This is a genomic window from Corynebacterium sp. ES2715-CONJ3 (assembly GCF_024814365.1).
Lineage (GTDB): Bacteria > Actinomycetota > Actinomycetes > Mycobacteriales > Mycobacteriaceae > Corynebacterium.
This window is the reverse complement of record NZ_JANUXS010000001.1, coordinates 303,532-323,884: the sequence shown is the minus strand read 5'-3', so window position 1 is coordinate 323,884 and position 20,353 is coordinate 303,532. Positions and strand designations below refer to the sequence as shown.

Annotated in this window: 19 protein-coding genes; 1 reads left to right on the top strand and 18 read right to left on the bottom strand. The window is 52.8% G+C overall.

Going from position 1 to position 20,353, the window contains the following annotated elements; genetic code table 11:
* The 4 genes from carA to pyrR are packed head-to-tail and all read right to left on the bottom strand — an operon-like array spanning position 1 to position 4,053.
* Positions 1–1,131, bottom strand: coding sequence for a glutamine-hydrolyzing carbamoyl-phosphate synthase small subunit (gene carA / locus NXT00_RS01500; protein ID WP_259077099.1), 1,131 nt, complete (start codon positions 1,129–1,131; stop codon positions 1–3).
* 40 nt (positions 1,132–1,171) lie between these two features.
* Positions 1,172–2,512: a dihydroorotase gene (locus tag NXT00_RS01495; RefSeq protein ID WP_259076719.1), complete on the bottom strand. Its 1,341-nt coding sequence runs from the start codon at positions 2,510–2,512 to the stop codon at positions 1,172–1,174.
* A 27-nt stretch (positions 2,513–2,539) separates the two neighbouring features.
* Complete coding sequence (locus tag NXT00_RS01490; protein WP_259076717.1) at positions 2,540–3,481, bottom strand: aspartate carbamoyltransferase catalytic subunit; 942 nt, start codon at positions 3,479–3,481, stop codon at positions 2,540–2,542.
* Between the two features lie 2 nt (positions 3,482–3,483).
* The gene (pyrR, locus tag NXT00_RS01485; RefSeq protein ID WP_259076715.1) at positions 3,484–4,053 is read right to left on the bottom strand and encodes a bifunctional pyr operon transcriptional regulator/uracil phosphoribosyltransferase PyrR; all 570 of its coding nucleotides are present in this window, start codon (positions 4,051–4,053) and stop codon (positions 3,484–3,486) included.
* A 474-nt stretch (positions 4,054–4,527) separates the two neighbouring features.
* Between pyrR and NXT00_RS01480 the strand changes: the two genes are divergently transcribed.
* Positions 4,528–5,886 carry a TIGR01777 family oxidoreductase gene (locus NXT00_RS01480; protein ID WP_259076713.1) on the top strand — a complete coding sequence of 453 codons (1,359 nt, stop codon included), beginning with the start codon at positions 4,528–4,530 and terminating at the stop codon, positions 5,884–5,886.
* A 622-nt stretch (positions 5,887–6,508) separates the two neighbouring features.
* On the opposite strand, the gene NXT00_RS01475 is transcribed toward NXT00_RS01480, so the two are convergent.
* The 14 genes from NXT00_RS01475 to NXT00_RS01410 form a co-directional block, all read right to left on the bottom strand.
* Positions 6,509–7,240 (bottom strand): hypothetical protein, encoded by a 732-nt coding sequence (locus NXT00_RS01475; RefSeq protein ID WP_259157773.1) that lies wholly within the window; start codon positions 7,238–7,240, stop codon positions 6,509–6,511.
* A 194-nt stretch (positions 7,241–7,434) separates the two neighbouring features.
* Complete coding sequence (gene nusB, locus NXT00_RS01470) at positions 7,435–8,013, bottom strand: transcription antitermination factor NusB (RefSeq protein WP_259076707.1); 579 nt, start codon at positions 8,011–8,013, stop codon at positions 7,435–7,437.
* A 27-nt stretch (positions 8,014–8,040) separates the two neighbouring features.
* Positions 8,041–8,604 (bottom strand): elongation factor P, encoded by a 564-nt coding sequence (efp, locus tag NXT00_RS01465; RefSeq protein ID WP_259076705.1) that lies wholly within the window; start codon positions 8,602–8,604, stop codon positions 8,041–8,043.
* Between the two features lie 119 nt (positions 8,605–8,723).
* On the bottom strand, positions 8,724–9,815 hold the full coding sequence (locus tag NXT00_RS01460; protein WP_259157772.1) for a Xaa-Pro peptidase family protein: 1,092 nt from the start codon (positions 9,813–9,815) through the stop codon (positions 8,724–8,726).
* Positions 9,816–9,901: 86 nt separating this feature from the next.
* Positions 9,902–10,345, bottom strand: coding sequence for a type II 3-dehydroquinate dehydratase (gene aroQ / locus NXT00_RS01455; RefSeq protein WP_259076700.1), 444 nt, complete (start codon positions 10,343–10,345; stop codon positions 9,902–9,904).
* A gap of 12 nt (positions 10,346–10,357) precedes the next feature.
* A complete protein-coding gene (gene aroB / locus NXT00_RS01450) occupies positions 10,358–11,419 on the bottom strand; it encodes a 3-dehydroquinate synthase (protein ID WP_259077098.1) in 1,062 nt (353 codons plus the stop codon).
* Between the two features lie 5 nt (positions 11,420–11,424).
* Positions 11,425–11,937 (bottom strand): shikimate kinase, encoded by a 513-nt coding sequence (locus tag NXT00_RS01445; RefSeq protein WP_259076698.1) that lies wholly within the window; start codon positions 11,935–11,937, stop codon positions 11,425–11,427.
* 11 nt (positions 11,938–11,948) lie between these two features.
* Positions 11,949–13,154: a chorismate synthase gene (aroC, locus tag NXT00_RS01440; RefSeq protein ID WP_259076696.1), complete on the bottom strand. Its 1,206-nt coding sequence runs from the start codon at positions 13,152–13,154 to the stop codon at positions 11,949–11,951.
* Positions 13,155–13,191: 37 nt separating this feature from the next.
* Positions 13,192–13,578 (bottom strand): A24 family peptidase, encoded by a 387-nt coding sequence (locus tag NXT00_RS01435; RefSeq protein WP_259076694.1) that lies wholly within the window; start codon positions 13,576–13,578, stop codon positions 13,192–13,194.
* A gap of 64 nt (positions 13,579–13,642) precedes the next feature.
* Positions 13,643–14,455 carry a shikimate dehydrogenase gene (locus NXT00_RS01430; RefSeq protein WP_259157771.1) on the bottom strand — a complete coding sequence of 271 codons (813 nt, stop codon included), beginning with the start codon at positions 14,453–14,455 and terminating at the stop codon, positions 13,643–13,645.
* Between the two features lie 12 nt (positions 14,456–14,467).
* A complete protein-coding gene (gene mltG / locus NXT00_RS01425; RefSeq protein ID WP_259076680.1) occupies positions 14,468–15,619 on the bottom strand; it encodes an endolytic transglycosylase MltG in 1,152 nt (383 codons plus the stop codon).
* Between the two features lie 89 nt (positions 15,620–15,708).
* Positions 15,709–16,209, bottom strand: coding sequence for a Holliday junction resolvase RuvX (ruvX, locus tag NXT00_RS01420; RefSeq protein WP_259076677.1), 501 nt, complete (start codon positions 16,207–16,209; stop codon positions 15,709–15,711).
* Positions 16,210–16,288: 79 nt separating this feature from the next.
* Positions 16,289–18,955, bottom strand: a complete 2,667-nt coding sequence (gene alaS / locus NXT00_RS01415) for an alanine--tRNA ligase (protein WP_259076674.1) — start codon at positions 18,953–18,955, stop codon at positions 16,289–16,291.
* A 62-nt stretch (positions 18,956–19,017) separates the two neighbouring features.
* On the bottom strand, positions 19,018–20,343 hold the full coding sequence (locus tag NXT00_RS01410) for a replication-associated recombination protein A (RefSeq protein ID WP_259076670.1): 1,326 nt from the start codon (positions 20,341–20,343) through the stop codon (positions 19,018–19,020).
* Between the last annotated feature and the right edge of the window lie 10 nt (positions 20,344–20,353).

The following is a 20,353-nucleotide window of genomic DNA, read 5'->3' as shown; positions in this document are numbered from 1 at the left end:
TTAGTTTTTCTGCTGCGCTGCCATCACGGCAACGAATTGGTCAAAAAGCGGCTGGGCATCCGTGGGGCCGGCTGCGGCCTCGGGGTGATACTGCACAGAAAAAGCGCGGCCATTGACAAGAGCTACACCCTCAACAGTGCCGTCGTTTAAGCACGTATGTGTTATCTGCGCTCGTCCAAAGGGGGTATCGAAACTTTCACCCGGTGACCCCTTTAGAGCGAATCCGTGATTCTGGGAGGTGATATCGATCTTGCCGGTGAGGTGATTAAGAACGGGAACATTGATACCCCGGTGACCGAACTTCAATTTATATGTCTCAAGTCCCAGCGCACGGCCGAGGATTTGATTCCCGAAACATATGCCAAAGAGAGGTATTTCGTGTTTGAGGATCTCTTTGACAATTCCGACCATGATATCTGCGGTAGCAGGGTCCCCTGGTCCATTGGAGATAAAAATACCGTCAGGCTGATGGGCCATAATATCTGCAAAGGAAGTATTAGCTGGAACAACAACAGTTTTAATACCGCGGCGGGCAAAATTACGTGGTGTATTCGATTTGATACCCATATCGTAGGCAACCACCGTAAACTGGGGGTCTCCCTCACTATCCACGGTATACACATCATCGGTACTGACTTGCTCCGCCAGGCTCTGCCCAACCATCTCAGGTTGGGATTTGACGATCTGGATGAGTTCGTCAAGTGGCTTGTCGGCATCGTCACCGGAGAAGATACCAGCCGTCAATGAACCGAAATGCCGTAGATGCCGCACTATGGCACGGGTATCGACGCCCTGGATACCCACGATATTCTGAGCGACCATTTCCTCTTCCAGGGAACGACGAGCACGCCAGCTGGAAACGGTGGTGGAGAGATCGCGAATCACGAGACCAGCGACCCAAATGCGGTCATCGCGAGATTCACCGTCTTCGTCATTCCACCCAGTATTTCCAATCTGAGGGGCGGTGGTCACCACGATCTGTCGATGATAAGAAGGATCTGTCATGGTCTCCTGATATCCGGTCATCGCAGTGGTGAAGACCGCTTCACCTAAAGTGCGGCCAAGAGATCCGAAGCTTAAGCCGCGGAAAACCTTGCCGTCAGCTAGAACAAGGAGCGCTGGGGTGCGCATAGGGTTATTCACTATATGAGCCTTTCGAGAATTTTCCTGCTTATTGAGCTTCGGGCGCCCTAAGCTGCGTGATGGTACCGCGTAAAATGGTGGCAATAACCCTAGCGTCAAAAGTCATCCCCGCATAGGGCGTATTGGAAGACTTCGAAGCCAGGGCCAATGGATCGACTGTCCACGGCTGATTCTCGGCAATGAGCGTGAGATTCGCGGGTTCGCCTTCAGCGATGGGGCGACCGTGGCCCGGAAGCCGGACGAGTTCGGCGGGCCGTTCAGACATGACTTTTGCGACAAAACGCCAGTTAGCCAAGCCGGAAGAGACAAAGAGTTGAGCAATGATGGCAAGCGAGGTTTCCAACCCCAGCATTCCTGGGCGAGCGTTCTCAAACTCACAGCATTTCTCCTCAGAACCATGAGGAGCGTGATCGGTAGCAACTATATCAATGGTGCCATCCAGCAGGGCATCGCGTAACGCCACCGTATCTGATTCCTCACGTAGCGGAGGGTTGACTTTATTCACGCCATCATAAGTTTCTAAACGCTCGTCGGTGAGCAACAGGTGATGCGGGGTAACCTCGGCGGATATGGGAATATCCTGACTCTTGGCCCAGCGCACCAACTCAACGGTGCCCTTAGTGGAAGCATGACAAATATGCATCCGGGTGCCATAATCCCGACAGAGTAGAGCATCGCGAGCCACTATGGACTCCTCGGCAACACGTGGCCAGCCCTGCAAACCTAATGTGGCAGCTCGTTTTCCTTCATGTGCCGACGCTCCATCTGTTAGTCGCGGATCCTCACAATGCTGAGCAAGGAGTACGTCCGTACCCTTAGCGTATTCAATAGCCCGGCGCATCAATAACGGATTGTCCACACATTTTCCGTCATCGGAGAATAGCCGCACCTTGGCTTGTGAACGCGCCATCATCCCAAATTCGGTCAGTACCTTGCCTTCAAGGCCCTGCGTAATCGATCCGACGGGGTGAACATCGCACAGACCTATGTCTTGGCCTTTAGCCCACACGGCCTCAGCGATGATCGACTGGTCCATCACGGGTTGAGTATTAGCCATAGTAAATACTGCAGTGAAGCCACCGCGGGCGGCTGCGAGCGATCCCGTCGCGATGGTTTCGGTATCTTCTCGACCTGGTTCACGTAAGTGCACGTGAATATCTACCAGCCCAGGCAGTAGAACAGCACCCTGACCATCGATGATCCGATCAGCTTGGGTTTGTTGCGAATCGAGTTCGATGATGACCCCGTTGTCAATGAGAATATTTTGGGGTTTGCCTTCGCCATAGGGGCGTATGTTTTTGAGCAATAAGGTTCCAGGAGCCGCCGGTGCGAGCTCACCCGTGGCAGGATAATGAACTGAATCAGACATCTATGTTTTCCTTCTCTGACGCGTGATTTAAAAGCCGTGGTTATCGGAATGAGCAAGCAGCGTAAATAACACTGCCATCCGGCTGTGAACACCATTGTTCACCTGCTGTAGCACTGCAGTGCGAGGTAAGTCAGCGACATCGTAGCTAATTTCCATACCGCGCAGCATTGGGCCTGGGTGCATGACAATGGCCGACTCTTTGAGCAGGGATTCCCGCTCGCGATTCATCCCATACAGGGTTGCGTATTCGCGGTGTGACGGGAAAAAACCTCCATGCATGCGTTCTTTTTGAACACGCAGCATCATTACGACATCAGCGTCTTTAAGCTCGGAATCCATGTCATAGGAGGTTCGAACTGGCCAGTTCTCCACTCCCTGAGGAAGCAGGGTACCTGGTGCTACCAGTACTACGTGAGCTCCAAGGGTGCTGAGAAGATCAACGTTGGATCGTACGACTCGGGAATGGAGACAGTCACCGACGATCACGACCTTCTTGCCCTCAATCTCGCCCAGGCGTTGTCGCATAGTGACGGCATCAAGAAGAGCCTGGGTAGGGTGCTGATGCGCACCGTCGCCAGCGTTGATGACACTAGGGCCATCACCGCCTGGGGCGACCCACTCGGCCAATTGCGCGGCGGCACCAGCAAAAGGATGCCGAATGATGAGGGCATCCGCGCCTACAGCTTTGAGTGTGAGTCCCGTATCTTTGAGCGATTCTCCCTTTTGCACCGACGACGATGAGGCCGAAATATTGATAACATCGGCACTCATCCACTTACCCGCGGTTTCGAACGAGGAACGCGTTCGCGTGGAATTTTCATAAAAAACCGTGAATATAGTCCGCCCGCGCAGCGTCGGCAGCTTCTTGATTTCTCGACCCATTAGGGCCTCGCGGAAACGGTCGGCCTCGTCCATGAGTGCAAGGATCTGATCTTTGCCCAGGTCACCGATGGAAAGTAGGTGCTTCATCTTTACTTGTCGCTTCCTCGAGTTAGGATAACCGCGTCACGGCCATCAATTTCATGTAGCAGTACGGTGACATCTTCGGTGCGAGAAGTGGGAAGATTCTTGCCCACATAATCAGCACGAATGGGTAATTCGCGGTGACCGCGATCAACAAGGACTGCTAATTGTACTGAGCGGGGCCGCCCCAAATCGCGCAGAGCATCAAGTGCGGCGCGGATAGTTCGTCCCGAATAAAGGACGTCATCGACTAAGATGATATGAGATCCGTCAACTCCCCGAGTGGGAATTTCTGTGGGTTGCAGAGCGCGATGTGGCTTAGAGCTGAGATCATCACGATAAAGGGTGATGTCTAAGCTTCCAGTAGGAATATCTACGCTTGAAAACTCGGCGACTTTTTGCTGTAAACGCTTAGCCAGAGGTACGCCCCCGGAGGGGATGCCTAATAACAGGATGGACGAATTGTCAGCGGCGTCAAGGGCCGTTTTTTCGATAATTTGGTGCGCGATGCGTGCGATAGTGCGCGCCACGTCTTCAGCTTTAAAAAGCTCGACCGTAGCGGGTTTAGATTCGCTCATCGTGACCTCCTTCCCCGCCTCTCTGTGCGGTCCGTTAAAGGATGTCGTGCCCCGAATGGGGCGATGGACAGTATGAAATTGTTGCGATGGCTGATCCGCTGGCCACCGCAAAGCGACCGTATAGATTCAACTAGGTGAGATGATAGCACCTCAGGTAATAGACTATAGCAATTTCGAGCGAGCAACTCCCCCACAACTGCCATTGTGTACCCGAACTGGTAAAGCTTCCGAGCAGAAACTGGAATGAGGGCAGCGGCTGCTAGCTGGTTCATAGTCTCCCCTCATTGACAAAAAAGCCCTAAACTGGTGGGTAACGATTATCTCTACGCCTTTAGCTAGGCGCCAAGATAGGCAGAGCCTGCAAGGCTCTCCTTATCGCCATGATTCGACACGGCCGTTCTCCTAAGATCTGCCACGTCGTTTCAGCGACGTTGCCGAGTTTTAAAGCTATATCAAGAAAGAGCACACATCCTTATGAGTCTTCATTCCACCCACGTTGTCCCCGCCCCGAGGAGTGAGGTGTGGGAGTGGCATAATCGAAAGGGAGCAGTATTAAGACTCTCCCCTCCATTTTTCCCTTTCAACCCGATCTCTGAGGCGGAGTCCTTAAGCACGGGTACAACCGTTTTTGCACTCCCAGCAGGGCTGAAGTGGGTAGCCCGCCACGACCTGTCGGGGTATGTTGCTGGACGTCAATTCACTGATATCTGTGCCACAGCTCCGATCCAAGTACTGGCTAACTGGCGCCATACTCATATCTTCGACGACACCTCCATCGACGATATCCAGGCGACTGCTATCACCGATGATGTTCGCACCCGGCTGCCCAGTTTGAGCTTGAATCCAATGTTTGCGTATCGACAGCACCAAATCATCAACGATTTCCAGGCTAAAGCCCGATTCGAGGTGATAAGTGATCGGAAACTACGCGTTGCGATCACAGGGTCGAACGGAACTGTGGGACGCGCTCTCGCTGCGCAACTGAGCACTCTGGGTCACACAGTTATCCCTTTGGTGCGCAGCAATCCCGAGGGTGACCAACGCCTTTGGGACCCCGAGTGCCCCGATAAAAAGCTTCTCGAGAATGTTGATCTCCTCGTTCACCTCGCCGGTGAACCTATTTTCGGCCGCTTCAGTGAGGCCCACAAGAAGGCGCTTTGGGATTCTCGGGTGGAGCCAACCCGTAAACTCGCCCAACTCGTAGCTCAATCGGATGATTGCCACACGATGATCTCAGGCTCCACGATCGGAGTCTACGGTCACGACCGTAGTGGCGAGACCCTCGACGAAGAATCTGACACGGGCGAAGGATTTCTCGCGGATTTGGCTCGCAACTGGGAGGCTGCGACCAGTCCTGCCTCTGAAGGAGGCAAGCGGGTAGTTAACCTACGCACGGGCATCGTTATTTCAGGGCGTGGTGGTTTTCTGCCAGTCATGCGCACGCTTTTCTCGACAGGGTTAGGGGGGCACCTCAGTGATGGTTCTCAAGGTTTCTCATGGATTGCGCTCGATGACCTGACTGACATAATCATCACCGCGGCTCTTGACGGTCATATATCGGGCCCCATTAATGCCACCAGTCCCAACCCTGTTACCAATGCCGAGATGTCTAAGATGCTAGGGGCTCAGTTAAGGCGACCGGCGATATTCCCAGTCCCAACGCTTGGTCCCAAAATCCTCCTGGGTTCGCAGGGGGCCGAAGAATTTGCGCTGGCCGATCAGCGGGTACTACCGCGAGTGCTATTAGCTCGCGAGCATATTTTCAGGTATCCGGGCCTTGAGCAGGCTTTGGCTCATGAACTCGGCAATGAGGAGCTTGTCGACGCTTCTTAGACTGTTCCCCTGCCCAGGACGCTGAGCGGCCTGGGCATTTCTTATCCAGCTGTGGTGCGCCACGTGAAGTCTCAGTGTTTCGCACAGCGATAACCAGGTTACGAGACTTTCCCTGTATATACCCATAGAGGCTCTCGCCTGATTGATATCGTCGGCACGTCGACCGCATGAACGAAACTCTATCGAGTTTCCACAGCCACGATTCCAAAGATTAGATCACAGATCCACCACCGTTCGGTATTTCTGATCCACAAATGCGTTAACCCTTCGAACCTCTCGTCGAATACTTTCTTCAGTCCTCTACAGCTGGAATGGTTGCTACCGTGCGGGCGATATCGTTTCCTCGACGGGGCCGCTGCCACTAAGAATATGAACCCAGTTCACGCACACATAATTCGGACGAAAAGGCTCACCAACGTGGATCAATGGCAAAGTTTTACTTCTCATGAGCCGAATCAAAACTCAATACAACTTTGGGTGCGAACTTCGATGAATCTACCCGTAGGGAGGAATGCAACATAATCTGCGCCACGATCGCAGATATTGCTCCGCCAAAAGTTAAAAGCCGCACCTCCAACCCTGTGGTCTAGGGAGTTGAAGGTACGGCTACGCGCTTAGATGACTACGAGGAGCGTCCCGGAGTAAAGAGAGTAGTCTGGCCGTCCTTGTCCAGGTCAATGTGGTCAGAGGCAAAACCGCTCTGGTAGTTATTGGAATCGAATCGAATATTGATATCGCTTAACTCACTGGGTTTGACCGAGAGAGCTAAAATCCCAGCATCGAGCGGGCGATCAGTTTCTGCCCTCATCTCGGAGATATCACGGCCAGCAATGGTTCCGGACCATGTGCCTTCTGTCACGGGAGTAATTTTGTCGTTAACTTTTTCCACAAAGCTAAAGACAACAGGCGCGGGATTATCGGCTGCGTCAGCTTTAGGAAAATTCGCCACCATAAACTGATCAGTCTGAGGCAGATTGGTGGAGGGCGCAGCAAAGACAATAGCCGGGGACGCAACTTCTTCGTGGGTGGGCTTCGGATCCTCGATTACCACTGTGGTGCTTTCAGCGGCACGCGATCGGTTTACCTCCACAGTGTCGAGCTTCTCGCTCGATCCTGTAGCGAGCGCGGTTAATTGACCGGCTGTCTCCCCAAGTTGTGGATCGTCGAATAGCGTGGTCCCGATATCTTTCACCAAAGTAGGCGCGTTGTCTGGAATCTGGGCCTTCAGCTCACTGACGTTGATTCCGGCGCTGCCCACTATGGACAAGAGAACTGAGGTGATGAGGGCGATAATCTGCTGGACCACTGGAGAGTTGAAGTCGATGTCACCAAGAACTGGCAGGTTGAATTTCACTGCGCCATACCAACTTTCATTTGAGGGCTATGTCTAAGCGCTGAGTCGGCGGCTTACCATATCAACAACACAAGAAACATCCGACACAACTGACTATTTAAAAAACTTCTCTCATTCTAGTCACATCTGTAACAAAATAGCGAGAAAATACCCCCACCACTCTTAAATGATGGGGGTAGCCAAGCTAGATATATTTAGTCGTCTGGGTCGCGACCATCAAAGCTCTCATCGTCGGTTAAATGGGCCTCCGCTTCAGCAAGGGCATCGGCGAACCCCATACTATGCTCGTCCTCATGACCGTCTGGATCATCAAAGGCGCGCAGTTCGTCAATATTTTTCGCAATTGAATCAAGCACGCCGTTGATATAGGCGAATGCATCATCGACTGAGTACTGCGAGGCTAGCTCGATACCGTCCTTGATAGCCGTTTTAACTGGAACGTCCTCATTAAAGATAAGCTCCCATACAGCCACCCGCAGGATAGCTCGATCAACGGCTGATATGCGGTGTAGTTCCCAGTTCTCAGATAGATGAGAGGCTATGACCGAATCGATTCTATCGAGCTCTTCTGCAACCCCTGCCACTATTTCCCTGGTATATGGGTTCACTGGAGCGATCTCACTAGCTGGAAGAGCAGCTAATGAGACTCGATCAGATAACAGGGCTACCGGGTCAATATCACGGGCCTCGGACTCGTAAAGGAAATCAACCGCGCGGCGTCGCGCTTTATAGCGCGATCCATGACGCTTATACTGCGCTCGCGGTGCTGGCATAGGATTATTTTCGGACTCAGCCACGATCTAGTGATTCACGCGTGAGAGGTAGGAGCCGTCCCGGGTATCGACCTTTACTATATTACCGGTCTCCACGAACAACGGAACTTGGATTTCTGCGCCCGTTTCCAACGTAGCGGGCTTAGTTCCGCCGTTCGAACGATCACCTTGCAGTCCCGGTTCGGTGTGAGCAATTTTCAAATCAAGAGAAATGGGAAGCTCTGCAAAGAGCGGCTCTCCCTCATGGAAGGAAACTTGGATGGTTGTGTTCTCAAGGAGGAACCTCGCTCCCGAGCCAACGATATGCTCAGCAAGTTCGAGCTGCTCATAGCTCTTTTCATCCATCACCACGAAGGAAGAACCATCGTGATAGAGGTAGGTCATGTCTCGGCGATCCACGGTGGCTGTCTCAACCTTAACTCCAGCGTTAAAAGTTTTATCGGTCACCTTTCCGCTGACAACGTCCTTGAGTTTGGTACGCACAAACGCTGGGCCTTTACCTGGTTTAACGTGCTGGAATTCGATAATCTGCTGGAGCTTATTGTCGATCTTGAGAACGAGTCCGTTCTTGAAATCAGCGGTTGTTGCCACCTTTATACTTCCTTCTTCATCATTGGCATGAGTGAACGTACAAGATAATACATGATGCATCGCGGTTATTTTAACTCTTCCTCCCGAGACTGCAGACCTGGGGAGGGAGGGAATTTCTCTTAAACGATCATGAGATCTTTGCTCAGACCTGTGAGATTTTCTGCAGCTCCAGCCTGCACAATCAAGGTATCCTCGATACGAACACCTCCGCGCTCGGGTATGTATATGCCAGGTTCGATGGTTACCGTCATTCCCTCGCACAATACTCCCGCGGCATTCTTCGCTGCAGCTGGCGCTTCGTGCACATCGAGTCCGACACCGTGTCCGGTGGAATGGACGAAGTAGTCGCCGTACCCTGCTTTAGTAATAATATCCCGACATGCCTTGTCAACATCGGCAAGCAAGGTACCAGGTACTGCAGCCTTGCAACCAGCCAATTGTGCTTGTAGCACCACATCATAGATTTCTTGGGAAAAGTCCGTTGCATATCCGACAATCACGGTTCTTGTGGTGTCGGAATTATATCCCGCCGCGTAGGCACCAAAGTCTATAGTCACGATATCGCCCTCGCATAGTATCCGATCCCCAGCTTGGTGGTGCGGCATTGCAGAATTCGGGCCAGAAGCGACGATGGTGTCAAAACTGGGCCGCTCGGAGCCTCGCACCCGCATCCTATATTCCAAGTCAGCCGCAATCTCAATTTCGCTACGACCCGCTCGGATGCCACCCTCATCGAGAAGTTCTTGAAAGGCGGAATTTGCTATATCTGCGACACGTCGCAACCGCTCTTGTTCCTCTTCTCCTTTAATACGGCGCATCTTTTCAATGACCTGGGTGACAGGGACTAGTTCGAGACCCTCGCCAGCAGCTTTCTTTAAAATCTCCAGCTGAGTTACCGTGACAAAGTCAGCTTCGAAACCCAGTCGAGCAACGCCGCTGAGACCCTTGATGAGATCCGGGGCACATGCGCGGGCTTCTCGGGCCTTGATATCGGGAACCTCCGCGGCTATTTGTGTTAGGTATCGTCCGTCAGTTGCGATATCTGCCTGCCCATCAGCGTAGACAACCAAACCAGCGTTAGAGCCAGTAAAACCGGACAAGTAGCGCACGTGAGTGAGGTGGGAAATCACGAGAGCATCTAGATTTAGCTCTTTAAGTTCGTGGGCAAGTATTTTCCTGCGATTAACAAAGTAAGAACGTGCGTCCACCATGAAAATTACCTTTCTTCGAAACTCCAGTCGGCCACCTTCGACCAAACTTTGCATGATCTTACTCCTGCTGCACAGGTCCTTGGGTTCTAGCTAGCTTCCGCTATTAGATAATCGAGAGCCAAAAGATAGCCACGTACACCCAGACCCGCAATTGTCCCCTTGGCAATGGGTGAGAGATAGGAGTGGTGCCTAAAGCTCTCTCGGGCTGCGATATTTGATAGATGCACCTCGATGAAACCTGCACCCTCGGATATTTCAGCAAGAGCATCTCGAAGGACTACCGAGGTATGTGTCAACCCCCCAGGGTTGATAATTATTGGTTGTTGTTTATCGACGGCTTCATGTATCCACTCCACAAGCTCGCCTTCATAGTTAGATTGCTTACAGGTAACTGTGAAACCCATGTCATTGGCATGTGCATGAAGGAGCTGTTCCAACTGGGCAAGCGTGGTCGAACCATAAATGTGCGGTTGCCTTTTACCCAACCGATCCAGGTTGGGCCCATTGAGTATTAAAATACTGCGACTCATCGCATTCTCCTTCTAAGAAATTCGCGCATAGGCCTCTTTAAGCTGTGCAGTTGTTGCGTCGTCGATTCGCGTCGGCGTAGCCACGTCGTTGAGGGCCACAAACCTTATCCGACCATCTCTGTTCTTCTTATCCACGCTCATCGCAGCGTAGAGATCCTCGAATCCAGCGTTTTGATAGCGAATCGGTAGACCGATTGAGGAAAGGATTTCCTCATGAAGCGCCACAAGATCACCTGTCATCACACCCTTGATCTCACTTAGGTGAGCAACGAATGCCATCCCTATCGCTACAGCATCACCATGTCGCCACCGGTACTGCTCATAACGCTCTACTGCATGACCAAAAGTATGTCCATAATTGAGGATCTCTCGCAACCCTGACTCCTTGAGATCCTGCGCGACCACATTCGCTTTGACACTGACTGACCGATGAATCAACTCCGGAAGGTCACCTGTGATATCGAGGCAGCGGGTGGGAGATTGCACATAGAGCTCCAAAATCTGGGGATCAGCAATAAAGCCTGTTTTTATTATTTCAGCGCTGCCAGCAATTCGGTCAGATTGAGGAACTGACGCTAGATATTGGATGTCAATAAATACTGCCGAGGGCTCATGGAAAGCTCCTACTAGATTCTTGCCACCGGGAGTATTGATGCCGGTTTTGCCTCCCACCGCAGCATCCACCATGGCTAGCACAGTAGTGGGGATGTGGATAACTTCTATCCCACGCATCCACGTTGCGGCAATAAAACCCGCAAGGTCGGTGGCAGCTCCCCCACCAAACCCAATTATTACGTCGCGTCGGCCGATCTTCAACTCGCCGAGGCGATCCCACAGCCTTTGTGCAGTCGCATAGGTCTTTGCTTCCTCGGCGTCGGGTATCTCAATGATAGTGCTCGGAATTTCAGCCCATTGCTTTATAAGCTGGTGCGCATAGTGAGCTACCGTTGGCTGACATAACACCACAACCCGGCCGGGACCCAGGCTAGAGACGTGGGCAGCGCACTCCGCTTCGAGCCGCTCCCCTATGCACACCCGGTAGGGGCGGGGCCCACGCACATTCACCTCGGCCAACATACTCATTGACAATCCTTAGCATCATAGGATTCCATAAAGCTTAAGATATCCGCTACCACCTGCTGAGGTGGCCTGGTATCGGTGGGGATCCGGATATCCGCTACCTCTCGGTAAAGCGGAATTCGAGGTTTCACCAGTTCTTCGTAGGACATATCATCGAGTAAAGGTCGCGCCGTGGTATCGCGAGTTCTCAGGTCTCCTTCCTCAATGCTCACATCTATCCATGCCACGGGATGATCAATCAGAAGCTTTCGGGTTGCATCCTCCTCGATCGCGCCTCCACCAAGACTAAGCACACCGTTAAGCTGTAGCGCCTCCGCGATCACCTCGGCCTCTATAGCGCGAAAAGTCTCAATTCCTTTGGCCTCAATGAAGTCACGGCACCGCTGACCTGTCCGCTGTTCTATCAGCTCGTCGCTATCAATATGCGCAATATTTAGGGCACTGGACAAACGACGGGCGATAGTTGTTTTGCCGGCACCAGGGGGGCCAACGAGAACTATTTTGGGAGCCATTTTATTCCTTCCTAAAACGCTAGCCTGCGGGCGATCTGGTCTTGGTAGGCCGCGAAATTGCGAGAAGTTTCCACCAGGCTGTCGCCTCCAAATTTTTGCAGCACGGCTCGAGCTAGCACGAGAGCAACCATAGCCTCAGCCACCACTCCGGCCGCAGGAACTGCGCAAACGTCAGATCGCTGGTGGATCCCGGTGGCTGCACGTCCAGAATCGAGGTCCACAGTGCGCAGGGCGCGGGGTACCGTTGATATGGGTTTCATAGCACCTCGCACCACGAGACGTTCCCCATTAGTCATACCACCTTCAACACCACCAGCTCGGTTTGAAAGACGCCTTACCGTGCCGGATTCATCGCGCACCATCTCATCGTGAGCCTGACTGCCAAGGCGTCGAGCTTCCTCAAATCCATCGCCAATCTCGACCCCTTTGATAGCCTGTATGCTCATGACTGCCGCACTAAGTTGTGCATCTAGACGTTCTTCAGCACTGGTATGAGATCCTAGTCCAATCGGTAGACCGTCAACAATTACCTCGAAAATTCCTCCGAGGGTGTCTCCCTGCTTCTTAGCCGCTTCAATCTCGTTGATCATTGACGCCTCAGCTCGCGGGGAAAACGCGCGCACGGGCGACTGGTCAATAGTTGTAGCGTCGGCTGCAACAGGGCTGGACCCGGGATCGACCTTAGAGCGACCTATAGAGACAATATGGCTGAACACTTCGACTCCCATGAGCTCTCGAAGGAGATTACGGGCGAGCGTAGCAATAGCAACTCGAGCGGCAGTCTCCCTAGCGGAAGCACGCTCGAGAACGGGACGGGCCTCCTGAAGATCATATTTCAACATTCCCGCGAAATCTGCATGTCCTGGACGAGGCCTCGTCAGTTTTTTCGCCCGACCAGAATCCAATTCTCGAGCCACGTGGGGATCATGTTCATCAAGACGATGAGGTGACATGACGGTGGTCCACTTAGGCCACTCAGTATTTCCAATCATCAAAGCGATGGGGCTCCCCATAGTTAGCCCGTGACGAATTCCCGACAGGAGACTAAGTTCATCTGCCTCAAATTTCATCCTCGCGCCCCGCCCGTAGCCTAGTCGGCGCCGCGCAAGTTGATAGGAAATATCCTCAGTCGTGATGGGCACGCCTGCGGGCATCCCCTCCATCACGGTGATGAGAGCTTGGCCGTGAGATTCGCCTGCTGTAGTCCATCGAAGCATGTGGCAATTATTGCACGAATAAGGGTACTTATGAATTCTACCCCCATATGAAATAGGTGCACACTGTCCCCGCTATCATCGCGGGGCCGTGGGCGATCCGTTGCTTTTTAAGGGCACAAGCTAACGCGATGGTGAAAATCTGCGCGAATATAATGGCCCACAGGACGTGGCTGCCGGCAATGAGACCTAAGGAGGGAGCGAGTTTTACATCACCCAAGCCCATTGCTAATGACTGCCCAGTTATTCGTGCACCTACAGCGATCACCGCATAGAGTCCGGACCAGACAATCGCTGGCCACCACAAATCTGATAGATAAAATGCTGGTACGAGGGCTGGAAGAGTAAGAATATTAGGAAGTCTATGGTAGCGAATATCAAAATAGCTCAGTGCTGCCATCCAAAACCCTGTCACTACGACCATCATGAGCTCTAAGGCTAGATGCCCGAGAGCTCCCTTGTCTTAGGAAACGGGCTTTTCCACAATATTCTCAGTTTTCCATAGAGAGGTGCTGGTTAAACGCGCTTCGCATCTGCTCTCGGGGAGCCGAACGACCAGTGAATATCTCAAACTGCTCATAGGCTTGATGAAGTAGCATCTCGTGGCCGCCGACCGCAGCCAGTCCCCGCGATTGAGCGAGCTGGACAAGGGGCGTGGGCCACGGGTCATAGATCACATCGAGTAGCGAAGTGCGGGCGAGAGCATCTTCATATCCCGCCAAAGCTCTACTGGGAACCGTGGAAATGAGAATATCGGCTCGCGCGGCTAGAGTAGCAAGATCCGCAGAGAAATCGCAGAATGCCAAATCGATCCCGACGGATGCTGCCAGAGAAGAAAACTCGGTAGCGCGGTCACTCCTGTTAACGATGGTGATCTTTTGAACACCAAGCTGGCCTAGTGCAAATACTGCCGGCCGAGCTGTTCCCCCAGCGCCGATAATAAGAGCCTGTCGAAACGGTGAGCGCGCTATTGCCACGAGGGCGCCAGTGATCCCCACACAATCAGTGTTATCGGCACCCCATTCGGTGCCTCTACGGACGAGGGTATTCGCTGATCCAATTACCTCTGCTCGCTCTGATTTGAAGTCAGCGCACTTTAAAGCGGCGAATTTGGCCGGCATGGTTACCGAAAAACCTAAGAAGTCCGGGGCAGCCGATTTTAAGAAATGTGCCAGCTCTCCTTCCTCCACAAGGTGCGCGCTGTAGCTCCAATCGTCCATATCAAGTGCTTGATACCCGGCATTGTGGATCAAGGGCGACAAGGAATGCTTGATAGGGGAACCGAGAACTGCAGCGCGGGGCACGAGATCATCAACCTATCGCTGTGAATCTAGTACGCCATTGGCGAGTGATTGATCGACTGCCTGCAAATGTTCCTCGAAGGTATTGGTAAAGACGGTTGTACCGGACTTGTCTACGGTCACAAAGAAGAGCCACTCGCCTGGTGCGGGGTTCTCCATGGCCTTGATAGCGGTAGTTCCGGCGGCTGCAATAGGAGAATCTGGAAGCCCGTCTTTAGCATAGGTATTCCACGGAGTCACTCGAGCACGGTCCTCCGCAGTTGTAGCTACCTCGACATCGTCGAGGCCGTAGTTGACAGTCGAGTCGAATTCTAGGCGCATGGGTTCTTCCAAACGATTGAGAATAACCCGTGCGACCTTGTCAAAATCACCCTCTGGAGCTTCACGCTCTACTAGAGAGGCTGCGGTTAACAATTCGTAAGGGGTCAATCCGATGGCTCGAGCGCGTGCTTCGATATTGGTATTTTCAAAGGTTTTGGAGGAACGCTTGAGCAGGTCGGCGAGAATTTCCTCGGCGCTAAAATGCGGGTCCACGACGTATTTGCCTGGCACGATCAGCCCCTCCAACCGGCGCGGATCGCTTGACCGTGCGGCCACCTGTGCCCTAGCCCACGTGGGGATATGGAGGTCATCCACATTGGCTGTTGCACCTGCTTGTTGCAGATCGGCGACGGACACGCAATTTGTCGAGCCCTCAAAACAGGTGACCGTAGATATCTGAGAATAAATGCCTGGGCGTTTCTTTCCTCCGACTACATTGACATCCATGAGGGTGGCACCACCTGGTATATCTAGCAGGTCGACTTGTTTGTCGTTATCAAGGAGGGCCCGCACCGCGGCAGCGGCACTCATCCCCTGGCGGAGGCGGTAAACTCCCGGCTGAATATTCCCAGCGGCTGGGTTGTTGGCGGCTGCGGTCTGAAATGCCGGGTCACTTGCAACAATTCCGCGCTCAACCAATTCAGGGCCCTTTTCGGCCATTGATGAGCCTTCTTCAATGACCACTAATTCCACTGCTCCGCTACCTTCGCCTTGAAAATCATAGGGTTTCTGGGTCGCGATACTAGCGCCGATATAGATTATTGCTCCGATAAGAAGCACTACCGAAGCGACGATTACGGCTACAGTACGCTCTCGGCGCTTGACATCATATGATTCGGTATCCATCCAACGTATCCATTTCCTCGGTTGATTCGCAGTGCTCGGCAGCTTAACTAATACTCATTGAATTATCAGACTAGTTGCTTTACCTATAATTATGGCAAATGGCGGTTGATATAGGCGAGTCGCCCATCCAACCACGACTGCAAAATTTCTACCGCTGCCGCTTGGTCGATTATCTTACGCCCCGCCTTCTCGTTGATACCTGATGTTCTTAACGCTTGCTGCGCGACCACAGTACTTAAGCGTTCATCAGCCATGCGTATAGGAATCTCGGGCAATCTCTGGGCGAGCCGCTCTGCAATATCCTGGGCGTGGAGTACACTTTTTGATCCGTGACCACGCAGGTCACGCGGTAAGCCCACGACTACTTCCACGACGTCGTTCTCTTCAACGATATCCACGAGACGATCAATGTCGGCTTTATCGTAGTCGTGGAAGCCAGTTTGTCGTTTTATAGTTTCCAGTGGCATGGCCATGGTGGCGCTGCTTCCCGAGAGCGCTGTACCGATACGCACAGTTCCCACATCTATCCCCAGACGGCGGCCCAATCCGGGATCATTGTGGCCGGGTTGATCGGGTTGCGGTGACTCCATCGTCAGTTGCTTCTCCTTAGATTGATGTTGAAAAAACAGGAGAACGAGCGTAGCTTGTCCTCCTGTTTCACCGTTGATGTTATGCGTGCTTGCGCAATTCGTCCTCGACAGCGTTAAATGCGCTCTCGATGCCATCTCTATTACTGCCAGATCCTTGGGCGAGATCAGGTTTTCCGCCACCGCGGCCATCGATATAGGAACCAATGAGCTTGACCAAGTCGCCAGCCTTAATACCAGCATCAATAGCTGCTGGGGTGACCGCTACCACGAACGGAACTTTATCCTGGTCAGGTGCAAGTAGCACCACCACTCCGGCGCCGTTGATTTTAGAGCGAATATCAGCAGCTAGTGATCGCAGATCCGAAGACTGTGTTCCCGCAGCTACCGTGGTGGTCACTAACTGGAAAGAGGCTATAGTTTGCGCCGTATCAAGTAGGTGACCTGCGCTGGCCATGAGTTGAGCTTGACGTAGATCAGCTATTTTTTTCTCGGCTTCTTTAAGTTTGGCAGCCAGCTGCGCCACTCGATCGGGTACTTCTTCACTCGGCGCTTTCAGCACTGTAGCTAAGCTCGAGACGGTGGCGTTTTGACGCGAGAGGTGGCGGAAAGAGTTCAGGCCCGAATAAGCCTCAATCCGCCGCACGCCAGATCCCACGGAAGATTCGCCGAGAACTGATACTGGGCCAATCTGTGAAGAATGGGATACATGGGTCCCGCCACATAATTCGATGGAAAATGGTCCACCCATTTCCACGACTCGGACTTCATGTCCGTAGTTCTCGCCAAAGAGCGCAAGGGCCCCCATGGACTTCGCTTCTTCAAGAGAAGTCTCAAGAGTGTGCACTTGCCAATCGCTATCGACCGCTTGGTTGGTGATTGCTTCGATTTCGGCTAATTGGCTCGGACTTAGCGCCTCTGTGTAGTTGAAGTCGAAGCGCAAATAACCCGGCTTGTTCATAGATCCCGCCTGTACGGCTGTAGGACCGAGCACCTGACGCAGAGCAGCGTGGATAATGTGGGTAGCCGAGTGTGCTTGGCGAGCCATGTGTCGCCACTCTTGATCGACACTTGCGGTTACGGTATCACCGAGACCAAGGCCACCAGCGGTCACAGTTGCGCGATGAATCCATAATTTCTTAGCAATCTTTTGTACGTCGTTAACCTTAAGAATCGTGTCACCATAGCGGATTCGTCCACGGTCACCTAGCTGTCCACCAGCCTCCGCATAAAGCGGGGTGGTATCAAGGATCACCTCAACGACGTCACCTTCATGGACTTCCGAGACCTTCTCGCCCTCTCGCAGCAAGCCAATAACCCTAGAATCAGCTTCGAGATTGTCGTATCCCACGAACTGTGTCGGGTGCTCATCCACCCACTCTCGGTAGATCGACAGATCGGTGTGCCCGTGTTTCTTTGCCTGAGAGTCGGCCTTGGCTCGAGCTCTCTGCTCGTTCATCAACTTATCAAAGCCCTCGGTGTCCACTGTCAGGCCGGCCTCTTGAGCCATTTCCAGGGTCAGATCAATTGGGAAACCATAGGTGTCATGAAGCGCAAAGGCATCGGCGCCGACGATGGTGGACTGTCCGCGATCCTTGACTTTATGTGCGGCATCTTCGAATAATTGGGTACCAGCTTCGAGGGTTTTCAGGAAGGCCTTTTCCTCGGTTATGGCCACCCGCAGAATGCGCTCACGATTGTCAGCAATCTCGGGATAGGACAAGGTCATCGTGTCCATGATGGTATTCATAAATACCTCCATTGTTTGTCCCTTTGCCCCCAAAAGGCGTGCTGACCGGGTGAGGCGGCGCAGCAGTCGACGCAAGATATAACCGCGTCCTTCATTTCCTGGAGTTACGCCATCGAGAATCAGCATCATGGCAGTGCGGGAATGGTCAGCAATCACGCGGAAGCGAATATCGTTGTCGTGATGGGCCCCGTATACGGCTCCTGTCTCACGCTGCGCGACCTCAATAACAGGGCGCAACAGGTCGGTTTCATAGACATTGTCTACGCCTTGGAGAAGGCAAGCAACACGCTCGATGCCCATACCAGTATCGATATTCTTTTTAGGTAGTGGGCCGAGGATTTCAAAATTGTCCTTACCAATTCCGGCACCCCGCTCATTTTGCATAAAAACTAGGTTCCAGATTTCCAAGTAACGGGAGTCATCAGCAATTGGACCCCCGTCCTTGCCGTAGGCCGGACCACGGTCATAATAGATTTCGGAACACGGGCCGCACGGTCCCGGAATTCCCATCGACCAGTAATTGTCGGCCATACCAAGTCGCTGAATTCGCTCTAACGGAATGCCCACCTGATGGTGCCAAATATCTGCTGCTTCATCGTCATCAAGATAAACGGTGACCCACAGTCTTTCCGGGTCAAAGCCGTAACCACCATCCTCCACAGAGTCGGTTAAAAGGGACCACGCGTGCTTAATGGCCCCCTCTTTGAAATATTGCCCGAACGAGAAGTTTCCTGCCATCTGGAAGAACGTATTGTGCCGAGTAGTTATTCCTACTTCCTCGATATCGAGAGTACGCACGCATTTCTGGATTGACGTTGCCGTGCCATTAGCAAAGGGGGGATTTTGCTGCCCCAAAAAGTAGGGTTTAAAGGGCACCATACCTGCATTGACAAAGAGCAGATTGGGGTCATCCAAAATAAGCGAGGCAGAAGGTACGGCCTCGTGACCAGCCTTGACAAAGTGGTTGGTAAAGCGCTCTCGAATCTCGTGAGTTTGCATTCTTCCTCTTTCTTATTTGCGCCCTTGGCTAGGGTGCACACACAAAACCGTTATTCTAGCACCTAGCCTCGAGTTAGTTGCCTTAGCCGCTCAAGTACCCGTTGCAGCCGCTTCTCACCGCCATGGTCAGTGGGACGATAGTATTCAGTCCCGCACAACGGATCAGGCAAATATTGCTGAGCGACCACCGCCAGGTCGCTATCGTGCGGATAAATATACCCTAAAGAATTGCCCATCTCCTTAGCACCGGAATAGTGGCCGTCACGTAAGTGGGCAGGGACAGTTCCAGTTTTACCTTTTCGTATATCATCAATCGCTGCATCGATAGCTCTTAGGGCGGCGTTCGATTTTGGTGCAGTGGCTAGGTAAATTGTGGCCTCCGCCAGCGGTATACGGGCCTCGGGTAAACCAATCAAAGCCGCCGCATCAGCTGCTGCAACCGCAATAGTTAGCGCGTGCGGATCGGCTAGGCCGATGTCCTCTGCAGCATGAATGATCAATCTGCGTGCAATAAACCGAGGGTCCTCCCCCGCCTCGATCATGCGAGCCAAATAATGGATAGCGGCGTCGGGGTCAGAACCGCGAATGGACTTGATAAAAGCGCTTGTCACATCATAGTGTTGGTCCCCATCGCGGTCATAGCGCACCACCGCCCGGTCCATGCTCTTCTCTACGATATCTACGCTTATCTCTCCCCCGTCTGGAACAGCTTCTGCAGCCGCTTCCAAATAGGTAAGAGAGCGTCTAGCATCTCCCGACGCTAGCTGTACCAGTAGCGCTCGAGCATCCTCGCTCAGAGAAATGCGAGAGTTAAGGCCACGCTCGCTGCCGACTGCACGCTGCAGAACATCACCGATATCCTGCTCACTCAAAGGCTGAAGGTGCAGAACGAGAGAGCGGGAGAGTAACGGAGCAACAACGGAAAAGCTGGGATTTTCTGTTGTGGCAGCCACCAAAAGAATATCTCGACGCTCGACCGCAGCAAGCAGGGCATCTTGCTGATTTTTTGAGAATCGATGGACCTCATCAATAAACAGCACAGTTTGCTGACCACTGCGCAGTGCAAACCGAGCTTGTTCGATAACTGCCCGGATCTCCTTGACTCCCGTATCGAGGGCAGAGAGCCCTTGGAAGCTGCGATTGGTTGCCTGCGAAATCAGTGAGGCTATCGTAGTCTTCCCCGTCCCCGGTGGACCATACAAAATGACACTGGCGGCCCCGTCCCCCTCGATCAAACGCCGCAGAGGTCGCCCATCACCTAAAAGATGTTTTTGACCGACCACCTCTTCCAGTGATACTGGCCGCATCCGCGCAGCAAGTGGAGCTTGAGAACTTACACGGAAATAATCACCGCCTTGTGGGGCAGGTGGATGTGTCTCAAAAATCATATACAGAAAT